Annotated in this window: 9 protein-coding genes; 1 reads left to right on the forward strand and 8 read right to left on the reverse strand. The window is 59.7% G+C overall.

From position 1 onward, the window contains the following. Positions 1-85: 85 nt before the first annotated feature. Positions 86-1,660 (forward strand): DUF427 domain-containing protein, encoded by a 1,575-nt coding sequence (locus ACXAHG_RS06305; protein WP_475039997.1) that lies wholly within the window; start codon positions 86-88, stop codon positions 1,658-1,660. 232 nt (positions 1,661-1,892) lie between these two features. On the opposite strand, the gene ACXAHG_RS06310 is transcribed toward ACXAHG_RS06305, so the two are convergent. From ACXAHG_RS06310 to ACXAHG_RS06345, 8 genes are all read right to left on the reverse strand, one after another. Further along, positions 1,893-2,927 carry an ACP S-malonyltransferase gene (locus ACXAHG_RS06310; RefSeq protein ID WP_475056431.1) on the reverse strand — a complete coding sequence of 345 codons (1,035 nt, stop codon included), beginning with the start codon at positions 2,925-2,927 and terminating at the stop codon, positions 1,893-1,895. Next, the gene (locus ACXAHG_RS06315; protein WP_475056433.1) at positions 2,924-5,113 is read right to left on the reverse strand and encodes a dehydrogenase E1 component subunit alpha/beta; all 2,190 of its coding nucleotides are present in this window, start codon (positions 5,111-5,113) and stop codon (positions 2,924-2,926) included. The genes ACXAHG_RS06310 and ACXAHG_RS06315 overlap by 4 nt, the downstream gene beginning before the upstream one ends. A 160-nt stretch (positions 5,114-5,273) precedes the next feature. After that, positions 5,274-8,153 (reverse strand): Hint domain-containing protein, encoded by a 2,880-nt coding sequence (locus ACXAHG_RS06320; RefSeq protein ID WP_475056434.1) that lies wholly within the window; start codon positions 8,151-8,153, stop codon positions 5,274-5,276. 360 nt (positions 8,154-8,513) lie between these two features. Then, positions 8,514-8,996 carry an A24 family peptidase gene (locus tag ACXAHG_RS06325; protein ID WP_475040001.1) on the reverse strand — a complete coding sequence of 161 codons (483 nt, stop codon included), beginning with the start codon at positions 8,994-8,996 and terminating at the stop codon, positions 8,514-8,516. Then, positions 8,993-9,778 (reverse strand): helix-turn-helix transcriptional regulator, encoded by a 786-nt coding sequence (locus ACXAHG_RS06330; protein ID WP_475056435.1) that lies wholly within the window; start codon positions 9,776-9,778, stop codon positions 8,993-8,995. Before ACXAHG_RS06330 ends, ACXAHG_RS06325 begins: the two co-directional genes overlap by 4 nt. 304 nt (positions 9,779-10,082) lie before the next feature. Continuing rightward, complete coding sequence (locus ACXAHG_RS06335) at positions 10,083-11,084, reverse strand: type II secretion system F family protein (protein ID WP_475056436.1); 1,002 nt, start codon at positions 11,082-11,084, stop codon at positions 10,083-10,085. A gap of 14 nt (positions 11,085-11,098) precedes the next feature. Next, positions 11,099-12,091 carry a type II secretion system F family protein gene (locus tag ACXAHG_RS06340; RefSeq protein WP_475056438.1) on the reverse strand — a complete coding sequence of 331 codons (993 nt, stop codon included), beginning with the start codon at positions 12,089-12,091 and terminating at the stop codon, positions 11,099-11,101. Next, positions 12,092-13,393 carry a CpaF family protein gene (locus tag ACXAHG_RS06345; protein ID WP_475056439.1) on the reverse strand — a complete coding sequence of 434 codons (1,302 nt, stop codon included), beginning with the start codon at positions 13,391-13,393 and terminating at the stop codon, positions 12,092-12,094. Positions 13,394-13,398: the final 5 nt, after the last annotated feature.

Raw genomic sequence — 13,398 nt, forward strand, 5'->3', positions numbered from 1 at the left:
CCAGAACCCCAAATAGCCCAGAACCGGCCCAAGCCGGCCGGTCCTGGTTTTGGCATGTTTCGGCATAAGGACAAGGACCACTGGGATGGACACACAGGTGCATGCACCGCGACAAGGCTACGGCATCATTGTCGAGCCGCTGCAGGGCCAGATCACGGCCCGGCGCAATGGCACCATCCTGGCGCAAAGCAGCCGCGCCAAGGTGATGTATGAAACCCGGCTGCCACCCGCGATCTACTTCCCAGCCGAAGATGTGACGGCGCCGCTCTCACCCCATACTGATCTGCAAACCTTCTGCCCGTTCAAGGGCACCGCCAGCTACCGCGATATCCTGCTGCCCGATGGCGGTGTGCAAAACGGTGTCTGGGCCTATGAAGAAGCCATGCCAGAAGCGTCGGCCATTGCCGGCCATGTCGGCTTTATGCCCGGCGCTGGTGCGGAATTCGACCTGGGCAGCAACACGGTGGAGATGCCGGACTACGGCAATATATCCGGCCCGGTGATAGACTGGCTTCTGCGTGATGCCGCACTGGTGCAAACACCAGAGGAGCTGACCTCCGCCCTGGCGGAGAAATTCGTCGAACAGGGCATCTATCTCTCCCGCCTCTCGGTCATGGCCTGGTCCCTGCATCCGCTGATCGCGGGCAAGAATTTCATCTGGCAGAAGAAGACGGGCGAGGTCACCACCTATGCCCCCTCTTACGAGATCCACGACCACCCCGCATATCAGAACAGTCCGCTACGGCATGTCTCCAACGGTCTGGGCGGCGTGCGGCACCGGCTGGACCGCTGCTGCACGGATGATGCCTTCCCGATCCTCGAAGACCTGCGCAATGAAGGCGCCACCGACTATGTTGCCATGCCCCTGCGGTTCTCGGACGGGCGCATCAATGTGCTGACGCTTACCAGCAACCACACAAACGGCTTCTCCACTGCCAACCTGGGGCTGATTTTCGAATGCTCCGACGTGATCGCCCGCTACTATGAAATCTTCATGCAGCGCGAAAACGCTCAGTCTCTCCTGGAGACATATGTCGGCAAGCGAACCGGCGCCCGGGTGCTCGGCGGCGAGATCCGCCGCGGCGACGGCGACGAGATCGACGCCGCCATCATGTTCTGCGACCTGCGCGGCTCGACCCGGCTGGAAGAGCAGCTGGGCCGCCAGGACTATATTGCGCTTCTGAACCAGTTCTTCGAGACCGCCTCGACCCTCGTGCATGATCACGGTGGCGAAGTGCTGAAGTTCATCGGCGACGCTGTGCTGGCGGTATTCCCGGCCGGCAGCAACCCGGCGCATGCCCGGCAGCAGGCCCTGAACAGCGCCCGCGCCATCGTCACCCGTCTGGAGGAGATCGCCAATCAGCCGGACGGCCACCGTTGCGAAGCTGCCATCGGCATCGCTTACGGGCGCGTCACCTACGGCAACGTCGGCTCGCGCGAGCGGCTGGACTTCACGGTGATCGGCCAGGCCGCCAATATCGCCGCCCGGCTCGGCGACTACGGCAAGACCGTCAGCCACGCGGTTGTTGTCAGCCACGACATTCTAAGCAATCCCTCCCAGGGCATCCCCCTCGGAGCGGTCAGCCTGCACAATGTGTCTCAGCCGGTCACCTGCTTTGCCATCCCGGCTGCCGAGAAACCGCAAGCCGCCGCCGAATAGCCCCTGCCGTTCAGCCCTGGGTCAAGGCGGCGCAGCCGTCGCGCGGTTCACCCTTGGGGCGTGGATGAAGCCTCCCTAGTCGAAAACGGTCTTCGGGAGCAAAGCCGCCTCTGAAGGCCGTCTCGGCAAAAGCCTTCCGCCCTGCCCGCAGGGCAGGGCCACGCCCAAGGCTGCTTTGCCCGCATCTTGGATGCAGGCAACAGGCGCGAGAGCCCCTCCCCTTGCGGCAGGTTCAACCCGTCACCAAAGCGCGCTGCACCGCATCCCCCATCGACACCAGCAGCGGCGCGTCTGCCTGCCGTGATTTGAAGACATCCTTGGATACCATCCCCTGCCAGCCGCAGTGCACCAGCGATTGCGCCACCGCGCCGCCCAGCGTGGTGCCGGGGCCGGTGACGATGAACAGATCCGGTGCAAACTCGCAGGCGGCATTCTGCACCGCGCGGGTGAAGTCATAAGGCTCCAACACCTGATGCCCCAGCGTGTAGTCCCAGAGAGTTCCGTTATCTGTTGCCCCCGGCCACCAGATCTGGCCACGCCCGTCGATCAGCGGAACCTGCGGCTGGGTGAACATCTCCGCCCTCAGCCGCTTGCGCCCCTCAGCCGCCACCGGCGCCTGCAGGCTGGTGTGAAACGCCGCATGATTGGCCAGCCGCATCGGGAAACGCTCATCCGCCACCGGCACCGCCGCCTCGAACGCCCGCAGCCCGGCCTCGTTCCCGGCCAGGACCAGCATGCCCCCCAGATCAATCGACAGTGCCAGAACATGCTCTTCGCGCGCATCGATCTCTGCCGCCAGCACCAGCAGCTCCGCCTTGCGCCTGGGATCGTTCTGCCAGTCCGCCCCGGCAAATGGATAGACCAGCTGGCCGCCGATCAGCTGCTCCTGCATCAGGGTGCCCATGGTGTTCACAACGTTGAACCCGCCATCTGCGCTCAGCGCCCCGGCCGCCGCCAGTGCAATGTACCAGCCCATCGAGTTGCCGGTGACCGCAACCACCTCGATATCCTCCGCCAGGGACTGTGCATCCGCGAGAGCCGAGGCATAGATCAAGGGCGAGGCAATATCCCCGCGGGAATACTTCGACACCGAAAACCGCGCTGCGCCGTCCAGCGCAGTAATCTCCTCCTGCCCGGAAGCTTTGCGTTGCGCGTCAAAACCGGCAAACAGCGCCGCCTTGTCCGCGTGATGGCGATGCAGATACCCCAGCTCGGCCTTGTTGTAACTGCCCCGGCCTGGGCAGATCAGAACAGCAGTACGGGTCATGATGCACCTCCTGCAAGCGTCAAGGCCGCTTCAACGATACTGTCCTTCGAGGGCAGCGTTGCGCCATAAGCAGGTCCGGTTGCAATGAAACAGTCACTGGCTGCAATTCGCGCAGTGGGAAGGTCAGACTGCTCTGCAAACAGCGCCATCAGCGCCTCCGACTGGCTGCCGGTGATGCGGCATTCGTCGACGATCAGCACATGCTTGCAGCTCTTGACCGCCTTCAGCAGCGCAGCCTCCGGCAAGGGCGCCAGCCAGCGCAGATCCACGATCCGCGCATTCACGCCTTTCGCCGCCAGCTCCGCCTGCGCCTGGGCCGACAGATAGCGCCCGTTGCCATAGGTCACGATGGCCAGATCGGTGCCCTCCCCATCCACGCCAACTTCTCCCAAGCCAATGCGCCGGTCTGGCGACGGATAGCTGCGCATCCAGCCGCCATCTTTCGCCTCTTGCAGATCCCGCATCGGGTAGAGCGCGATGGGTTCGACAAAGACCACCACCCGCTGCTCCTCGCGCGCTAGCCGCACCGCCTCGCGCATCATCATCGCAGCCTCAGCCCCGTCCGAGGGGCAAGCAATCACCAGCCCCGGAATATCGCGCAGCACCGCCAGCGAGTTGTCGTTGTGGAAATGGCCGCCAAATCCCTTTTGATACCCCAGCCCGGCAATCCGCAGCACCATCGGATTGGAAAACTGCCCGTTGGAGAAGAACGAAAGCGTCGCCGCTTCGCCGCGCAGCTGATCCTCGGCGTTGTGAAGATAGGCGAGGAACTGGATTTCCGGGATGGGCAGGAAGCCGTTGTGCCCCATGCCGATCGCCAGCCCCAGGATCGACTGCTCATCCAGCAGCGTATCTATCACCCGGTCCGGCCCGAACCGCTGCTGCAGCTTCTGAGTGACACCATAGACCCCGCCCTTGCGGCCCACATCCTCGCCCATCATGACGATTTCGCCGTGTTCCAGCATCAGGTCTGTCAGCGCCCAATTAATCAGGCGCGACATCGGCTGCGGCTCCTCTATCGCCCGCATGTCGCTGCCGAACGTCTCTGCGCGCGCCTCGGCACTGGGGCCGTTGTTGGGCGCACAATCCCGCTTGGGCGGAATCAAACTAGCCGCCACATCGGCAGCCGTCTTCAAATGCGGCCGCGTCACCGCTTCCGCCCGGATTCGCTCAACCCGCGCACAGGTGTCCGTGTAGATCTTCAGCGCGTCCTCGGGACGCAGCGCGCCTGCCTGATCCAGCAGCCGCACCGAATGCAGCAGCGGATCATTGGCCTCATCCGCTTCCACCTCGGCCTTGGCCATATAGGTGGTCGGCATATCTGCCCCGGCATGACCGTACAGGCGCACCGTGCGCAGGTGCAGGAATGCCGGCTTCTTGCGCGTCCGCACATACTCCGCCGCCTCCTGCGCCACCGCATAGGCGTTATAAATATCCAGCCCGTCCGCCTTAAAATATTTGATGCCGGGCCGCCCCGACATCGAGGCCTCGATCCACCCTTTCGGCGTCTTGGTCGAAATCCCGATACCGTTGTCTTCGCAGACAAACAGCAAGGGCAGCGGCGTCGACTGAACCGAGGTCCAGCCCGCCGTGTTGACCGCCCCCTGCGCCGTCGAGTGGTTAGCCGACGCATCGCCGAAGGAGCATATGACAATCGCATCCTCCGGCAGCAGCTGATGCTCCGGCTTGTGCCGCTTGGCTGCACCGATGGAATAGGCAGCGCCCACCGCCTTGGGCAGATGCGAGGCAATGGTCGAGGTCTGCGGCGGGATCATCAGCGCCTTAGACCCCAGCACCTTGTGCCTTCCACCGGACGTCGGGTCCTCGCTGGAGCAGGCAAAGGACAGCAGCATATCCCAGGCAATCCGCTGCCCCGGCACCTGATCTGCCCGGGCGATCTGAAACGCTGCATCGCGGTAATGGAGAAAGGCCATGTCTGTTGGCTGCAAGGCTTGCGCGACCGCTGCCATCCCTTCGTGCCCGGAGGAGCCGATGGTATAAAACCCCTCTCCCGCCTTCTGCATGGACCGGCTGGTCAAATCCAACGCCCGGCTCAAAACTTGCGAGCGATAGACTGAAACAGCTTCAACAGCAGACAATGGCCCGGCAGGAACGGCGCCTGCCGGGAAATCTCCAGCCTGAACGCGGTTCAGGAAATTTTGGTGCACAATCTCGGCGCGGTCCATGCAGCCTCCTCAAAATACAGCTGCGTCTTTATCCGGGAAATCACGGTCCAACGCCAATGAGATTGAGTCCTCCAGCTATTCCATAACGGAATAAATAACCCTGGATACAGTCGAAATGCTCACGCCGTGGCAGCATCCGCATTGTAGCGGATGACGAACATCATGCTACCTGAATGCCTTGCAGATCGCGCCTTTTCAGAACCTGACGGGCCAAGTCACCGTAGGTAGACCGAACATGGCTGCGCCCCGCTTCACCGGAAAGCCCGTGAACGGATGCCAGGTCCGGGAAAAGATCAAACAGCTCCCGCATATCCGCCCGGCTCAATCCGCGTACCGCCTCAGGGCCTGGCCAAAACGTTTCTGTGGCTATACCTTCAGCGAAAATCACCTCATGCCGCTCTGTCATAAGATGCACATAGGTAACCGGTTCGGCGGCAAATACCTTTTGACTGCAGCTCTGGTCTATATCAGCCAACAGCTTGACAGGCACAAAGCGCTCATCCTGACTGGGATTTCCAGAAAGGGCATGTCGGCCCAAAAGCAAGCGGTGCTGCGGCGACAACAGCATCGGGCGTTCCGGGGACAGGAGCCCGCCAGGAGAGACACAATAGGGCCTTAAATGGGGACGTTGAACCAGCTCAGCCGGGCAGAGTGTTCGTTTTCCAACCCAGATGACCGGCTGATAACCATTGTCTGCGGTTTGCAGCAGATCGCCCACCTGAATTCTTCCTGCAGGTATGGCACCGCGTTGCGTAGCCAGGCGAACGTCTGGGGTAAAACACGGAATACCTGCAGACAAAAGTTGCGCATTTGAGGTGATCTGAGCAGGAGCTACCCCTTGCAGCACAAGTTTTTCACCGCCTGGAAACGTCAGAAGCGCATTGCCGCTGCCGTCATCTGAAACGGAAACATCATGAGTGCGGATCGCACCGCTCGGCCCCGTGCCGCCGGTCAGTGCGGATACATCCAGCTGGTCGTTGAAAAAGCCATCAGCGTCGTCATCACCGATATCGAAATCGCTTATTGTATCAATCCCGCCTGCTGCAGTCAGGATTACGTCGTCGTAGCCGGAACCGGTCGTCAGAATATCATTGCCGGCACCCAGCGTAACGGTGTCGTCGCCAGCGCCCGCATCGATATCCACACCAGCGCTGTCAGCAGAAGCGTCCACCAAATCGGCCTGGTCCGTCAGATCCAGCGCCTCGATCTCGGAATATGTGATCGTGTCTGTGCCGTCGGTAATCGTGCCTGCCTCATCACCCGTATAGGTGACCGTTACCCCTGCTGTGACGGCAGAAACATCAACATTATCAAAGTCGTTCCCGGTTTCCCCGCCGGTCAAAGTGTCGTTGCCGAAACCATCGGACATTTCAAAGGTGTCCGCATCAGCCTCGCCGTGCATCAGATCATCGCCACTGCCACCAATCAGGAGGTCGTTATCGTTGCCCCCGTACATGGTGTCGGCACCGTCGCCACCTTCCAGAGTGTCGTTGCCATCGGTCGCCACGATGCTGTCATTGCCGGTCCCGCCGACGAGACTGTCGTCGCCAGCCGAGTTTCTGAGCGTATCATTGCCAGCACCGCCAATCAGCGTGTCGTTACCCAAGCCGGTGGTCAGGCTGTCGTCGCCATCGCCGCCATCAATGTAGTCGTCACCATCCCCACCAGCGATCGTATCAGCGCCAGCACCGCCAATCAGCGTATCGGAGCCAAGACCACCATCCATGACGTCATCGCCGTCGCCGCCATCAAGGCTGTCGTTGCCATCCTCGCCGTACATAAGGTCCGCATCCAGCCCGCCGGACAGAACGTCGTTGTCGTTGCCGCCATACATGGTGTCGGCGCCATCCCCGCCCTCGAGGGTGTCATTGCCGTCAGTCGCTACGATGCTGTCATTACCGGTCCCGCCAACCAAGCTGTCGTCGCCAGCAGAGTTTCTCAGAGTGTCGTCGCCTTCACCGCCGATCAGCGTGTCATTGCCAAGCCCGGTGGTCAAACTGTCGTTGCCTGCCCCCCCTTCGATATAGTCGTCACCGTCTCCGCCCGCCAAGGTATCGCCGCCGGCTCCGCCAATCAGGGTGTCGGCGCCAACTCCGCCGTCGATGACATCGTCGCCATAACCGCCATCCAGACTGTCATTACCTTCTTCGCCGTAAAGGGAGTCGTCTCCTCCTTGGCCAAAAACAACATCGTTGCCCGCCCCGGCCAGAACTGTATCGGCTCCTTGCTCGATCGGAGTGACAACAGGATTGTCAATGGTATCGCCAGACAGCGTAAAACCAGCGGGGCCTTCGCGGGTCTGCAAAGTAAATTCGATGGAGGAGCGGTCTTCAAACTCTGCGGAAAACCAAGCATCCTGATCGGTGTAGGCGTTTTTCTCCGCTCCGGTAGCTGTCACCATGTTGCCATTGACAGCCGTGCTAAGAGAAGAATCTGCAGACACCCCAAAGGAGGTGAAGCTGTTACCGTCAATGATCACCGCCTCGGCGTCGCCGTAGCCGCTGTTGTCATCGACGTCATTGAAGGTTGCAGTCGAGTTCAGATATACGGGTTCGCCGGTCGCCGGATCGAAAAACTCCAGCCGGAAAGTGGCCTGATCTCCGGGATCATCACCGTCCAGCAGGATTTCAGCCCCCTGAGTGTAACCGAATTCCACCGACATATACGGGTTTGACTTTTCAACAAGGACCAGTTTGCCCCAAACCTTGGAACCGTCATTCAAAGTTGCAACATCTTTGAAGACGGCGTAGTCACCCGAAGACCCCGTCCATCCATCGTGCGAGATGCCTTGGATGTTGTAGATGTCCAGAACCAGCGGGCTGGCATCCAGGCCCTGCTCGAACCCGTCTCCCATGTCACCATAAACCGTATCATTGCCAGCACCGGCATCGATAACGTCGTCACCTTCTTCGCCTGCAACGGAATCCTGTCCTTCTCCGGCATCGATCGTGTCGTCGCCCGTGGATCCATCTAATTTGTCATTTCCCTTCGAGCCAGTTTTGCTGGCCACAAGGTCCTTGACCCAATCCAATATCCCCATGCGCTTTTCTCGGCTTTCAAACAGGCGTTGGTGACGCGCAACCCCTTGCTCTGAGGAACAAGAGTTTACGCTCTGCAGTTGCCGCTGACGGCAAAAGCAGAGTTATGAGTATCCCGGTAAAAAAGCGTAAATCGCAGGCGAATAATCCGAGCTGAGACTGGCAATTTTTGCGGTTTAACGCTGTCAGAAACTGTTCCTCATTCCGTTAACAGCACAGCACATGCTGTCGGCCGCCTCCGTCAGCCGGCCTCAACATCCGGCGAAGAAAAATCTGTATTGTATCTCAGGTGTTTGAGAAAAGCCCTGCTGGCTCAGACAGCAGTTTCAGCCGCTGCACGCCGTTGGTTACAGAAAAGAATTTCAGGAAGTAAGCAGTTCGACCGCAGGCAGCATTGCCAGTGACAAGGAGATTGCCAGACCCATGGGCAGTTTGCCAGGTTGCGCGACCGCGGCCCATCGGGCTTGCCCCGGAAACAGGCATGTCCGCCGCAGCGCGGAAACGGCGGCAACGGCGGCAATCATAGAGATGCTGAAGCTCCAGCCGTAATTGCTTAAGGAAAGTGAAGGCACGAACAGCAGTGCTGCTGACATCATTTTCACATCACCGCCTGCCAGAACACGCCGGCAGAACAATAGAAAGCAAACCACAAACACCGTCCCAGCCGCGAGCAGCCGCATCCCGGCCTCAGGCATCTCAAGCGCCGGGGCCGTGAGGACGAACACCCCCATCAAGCACAGCACCAAGCGGTTTGAAATATGCAGGCGCCGCACATCTTCAATCCCGGCATAAAGCAACAGCGGGCTGGCCGCGATCAATGGCACAAATTCCATCACGGCTGTCATGCAGCGGAACCGCGCCGGGGCAGATGGCCTGAAAACGTATCGACTGAGACCAGATTATACACCAGCTCTGTCAGGTTGCGGGAGCCCGTCTTGGCATAGATGTTGCGCAGATGCGTCCGCAGCGTTGACTTAGAAATCCCCAGGTCATTTTGCACCCGCTTGGCGGGCTGACCTTTACTCAGCAGCACACAGACTCGGTATTCCGCGCGGCTCAGCTGAGCAGGGTTCTCCATACTCAAAAGATGCGCTTGAACATCCCGGTGCCTGCGCAGCCGGCGCCCCTTCAAACAGGCCTCCGTATACAAGCCTGGCGACCGGTTGGTCCAGGTGCCCACCAGCGTGCCGGAAATCATGTTCAGCAGCGCCTGCTGCACCGCTCCTGGACTGGCGGCAAAATGAAGTTCCAGAAAATCTATGTGCTGTTTGCCGGAGGAGAGTGGAATGACAGCAAGCTCGGCCAATTTGCGCGCTGAATGAAATTGCTCAAGCGCTGGTTCCTGGTCTTCGCCGCTCATTGACTTGTACCAGATCAGCCCTGGCTTTGCCTTGTCCAGATATGTCCCCAGCACGGATCTTGCAAATGACCGCTCAAGCGGCGGGCCCTTCCCCGCGGCCACCACCGCGTCATAAATAACTGATCCGGAAAGCCGGCCACTGCCGGTCGAAACTCTGCAAACAGCTGCAGCTTCTCCATTGATGGCTGCAGCCAAGGCGCGCAATGCATCCCTGAACGGCGCACAGCCATGAAGGCACTCACACCACCGCGCAATAGGCGCGATCATTCCAGCCTCAGCGGCTTGGATGGTGCGGGTGTCAAAAAGCGCATTGGTCCCCATAACGCGCATCCCCCACAGTAACATGTACTCATTTAACTTAGCGCCTTTAGCGACTTAGCAAGCGCTGATATCAATTTACCCCTCGTTACCCTTATAATGCTGGTTCGCTCACTGCAATTCGTCAAGAGTTTGACAGGCATTACGTGGCACAGGTCAATTTTTCAATTAATAGGCGAATTTATCACCTCTATCAGCGACCGAGAAAGAACCAATTCCAGCACTTAACCCGAATTGTTGAACGTTTTCCGGCTCAGCTGGCGATAAAGCGAATGTAGCGGATTACCACTGGCCCGATCGTGATCATGATCAAGGCTGGCAACATCAAAGAAGCCAGAACAGCTGACATTTTAACCGGCAGCTTGTTGGCCATTTCCTGCGCCCGCATCTCCCGCTGTTCCCGTAAATCTTCAGAATAGGTTGCCAGCGCTGATGCCATGCTGGTTCCGAACTGCATGGACTGCAGGGCAACATTGGCAAAGGATTTAGCAGTCTCAACGCCGGTCCTGCTGGCCATGTCCAGCAGGGCGTCTTCCCGCTGCCTTCCAGCCTGAACCTGCCTTTGCATACTCAGCAGTTCAAAAGCCAAATCGGGAGCGACCACTGCCAGCTCGTTGCCAACCCGGGTCATGGCAGCATCAAAGCCCAAGCCGGAATCCACTGAGATCCTCATCAAATCCAAAGCGTTGGGAAACGCTTCCTCGATTCTGCGGCGCCGTGCGGCCGCACGTGCGTTCAGCACGTAAACCGGACCGAAATAGCCCGCCCCAACCAGGCTGCTGAGCCCCTGAAACACCTGCAGATTCGTCCAGCCGGCAACAAATCCGGTGACCGGATTTGGCGGAAGCAGGCCAGGCGTTTTCCCGGCGGCGATGATCAAAAGCAGCAATCCAGGCACGGCAAGCCCCAAAAAGACACGGATCAGCATGAATTTCTGCAGCGCTCCGGCTTGCGAAAACCCGGCCTGGGACAATTTGCTTTCCAGCGCAGAGCGCTCACGCTGGTCAGCCGGAACGAAGGCTTTCATCAGCCCGTCCGCAGAGGGTTCCGGGTCTTTGAGCAGGTTCATATCCCGGCGCATCCGCTTTCGGGTATCACCCAACAATGAGAGACGGGCCGCTGCGGGTGATTTTCTGGCCAGGGTTCCAGCCAAACCAAAGTAGAGAAGCAAGGCTGCCACCGCGAAACCCGCCATAGCTATCACGCTCGCGGACACGTCCAATCGCACCAAAATTCCGTTTATGACTTCTTGCATAGCTACCTCCCCGGTCAAATCCGGAAACTGACGAGTTTCTTGAGCGCGGCAGCGTTCAAAACAGTCAGCAGGATGATCCCGCCCATCATCGGGCGGAACATCGGATCATCGGCCACGCCCGAGTAATAGCTGGGCGTCAGGACAGAAACCGTCGCAAAAATGACCAGCGGAAGTGCCGACAATAGCCAAGCCGTCAACCGCCCCTCGGACGCCAGCGCGTGTACTTTCCGGCGCAACGCAATGCGGCTGCGGATGACCCGCGCCAAGGTTTCCAGCATTACGGACAGATCACTACCGGTTCCATGCTGGATCCCAATGCTGGCAGCCAAATATTTGGCGTCCTCAAGCCCCGCCCGGTCCGCGAACTCCTGTACGGCATCTGGTAAGTCTTCCCCGAAAGTCACTTGGTCAAAGATAACCCCCAGCTCCGTCCCCACCGGGTCCGGCATTTCACGGGCGGCTATATCTATGGAGTTGTTCAGCGGATGGCCGACCTTTAACCCCCGCGCCATCATTTCCAGCGCGTCCGGCAATTGGTGCATCAGCTTTTCCAACTGTTTCTGCCGCTGATTAATAACCAAGGCGACCGGAATCCCAAGTCCTCCGCTTACACCTATTGCAATGCCTGCCAACGGACCCGCAAAGGAAACCGCAGCCAGACAGAAAATCAGGGTCAGCGCAGCGCAGCCGCTCAGGAACACCCCGGCGCCGAATGGCAAGCCTGCCTGAAGAAGGAGCTTCGGCAGTTGCCCCACGACAGGCAAACGGAGCCATCCTGCCTTGGAGGAAGGCGGTTTCAGGAGCGCAAGCCGCTCGGCCCCGCTGCGGCCCTGCGCGATCATCTTCAACCGGCGGCTGCGCATCGCTTCTGCGCTGGCTTTCCGGCTTAGGATTTGTTTAAGCCCGGACATTGCAAGCAGCACACCCACGGCAACCCCGCAATAGATGGCATACCCGCCCAGATACCCATTCCATCCTGCAAAAGCGCTCAAGAGATCCTGGTACATTCACGCTCCCTCCGGCAGAAACATGTTCGCGTCGAGGCCAGCGCCTGCTGATTCAAGCAGCCCCGCACATTGCGGCCGAATACCCGTGGCAAGGAACTCGCCTGCGATTCCGCCCTCCGGGGTTTTGCCGAGCCTTCGGAACACAAAAATGTCCTGCATTGTGATGACCTCCCCCTCAAGCCCGGTAAGCTCAGAAATGCTGACCACCCGCCGCTGACCGTCTGCCATCCGGGCAAGCTGCACGATGAACTGAAGACCAGACGCGATTTGAGAACGGATCGCTGCCAACGGCAGCTCCATGCCCATCATCGAAACCATCTGCTCGATCCGGCCCAGCGCATCCCGGGCAGAGTTTGCATGAACGGTGGTCATTGACCCGTCATGACCAGTGTTCATTGCCTGGAGCATGTCGAAGGTTTCTGCACCCCGCACTTCGCCCACTATGATGCGGTCCGGGCGCATCCGCAGGGCATTGCGGACAAGATCCCTTTGGCTCACGGCGCCGCCGCCGGAAGGGTTCGGCGGCCGCGTCTCCAGCCGAACAACATGCGCTTGCTGAAGCTGCAGCTCTGCCGCATCTTCGATGGTCACAATTCGCGACCGCGGATCGATGCCTGCGGAGATCGCGTTCAGCATGGTGGTCTTGCCTGAACCAGTCCCGCCAGAGATCAGGATGTTCATCCGCGCCTCTACCAGCGCCTGCAAAAAGGCTGCAGCCCGGCCATTCATCGCCTTGTTCGCAACCAGTTTTTCCAGCGTCAGAGGATCACGCGCAAACTTGCGGATCGACAGGGACGGCCCGTCAATTGCGCAGGGGCGGATGATTGCATTGACCCTGCTGCCGTCTTCCAGCCGCGCATCTACCCACGGGTTGCTTTCATCAACCCGGCGCCCGACACGGGAGACGACTTTATCGATAATCCGCAACAGATGCTTCTCGTCGCGGAACCGCACTCCGGTCTGCTCCAGCACCCCGCCCCGCTCGACAAACACAGTCTTATGGCCATTGACCAGAATGTCATTCACACCCGGGTCCGCCAAAAGCGGCTCCAGCGGCCCGAGCCCCAGCACTTCGTCAATGAGTTCATCCACCAGGCGGCGGAATTCATCCGCGCGCAGCGGATTGTTTTCCTCCGCCAATACGTCGCTGACAAGCTGGGCAACTTCCCGGCGCAGCTCCTCTGCCTCAACCTTGTCGATCACAGCAAGATTCAGGCGCTCAATCAAGGCTTCATGCATCCGGCTCTTGAGTTCCAGAAACGCAATCAGTTTCAGATCTTCAACAGGAAGTTCCGCTTCCAAAGGAG

It is taken from the genome of Leisingera sp. ABD4_442 (assembly GCF_056160905.1).

What these genes read in the sequence shown, in the direction of transcription:
- ACXAHG_RS06305 (WP_475039997.1), top strand. Translation starts at nt 86, where the DNA reads ATGGACACACAGGTGCATGCACCGCGACAAGGCTACGGCATCATTGTC.
- ACXAHG_RS06310 (WP_475056431.1), bottom strand. Translation starts at nt 2,927, where the DNA reads ATGACCCGTACTGCTGTTCTGATCTGCCCAGGCCGGGGCAGTTACAAC.
- ACXAHG_RS06315 (WP_475056433.1), bottom strand. Translation starts at nt 5,113, where the DNA reads ATGGACCGCGCCGAGATTGTGCACCAAAATTTCCTGAACCGCGTTCAG.
- ACXAHG_RS06320 (WP_475056434.1), bottom strand. Translation starts at nt 8,153, where the DNA reads ATGGGGATATTGGATTGGGTCAAGGACCTTGTGGCCAGCAAAACTGGC.
- ACXAHG_RS06325 (WP_475040001.1), bottom strand. Translation starts at nt 8,996, where the DNA reads ATGACAGCCGTGATGGAATTTGTGCCATTGATCGCGGCCAGCCCGCTG.
- ACXAHG_RS06330 (WP_475056435.1), bottom strand. Translation starts at nt 9,778, where the DNA reads ATGATCGCGCCTATTGCGCGGTGGTGTGAGTGCCTTCATGGCTGTGCG.
- ACXAHG_RS06335 (WP_475056436.1), bottom strand. Translation starts at nt 11,084, where the DNA reads ATGCAAGAAGTCATAAACGGAATTTTGGTGCGATTGGACGTGTCCGCG.
- ACXAHG_RS06340 (WP_475056438.1), bottom strand. Translation starts at nt 12,091, where the DNA reads ATGTACCAGGATCTCTTGAGCGCTTTTGCAGGATGGAATGGGTATCTG.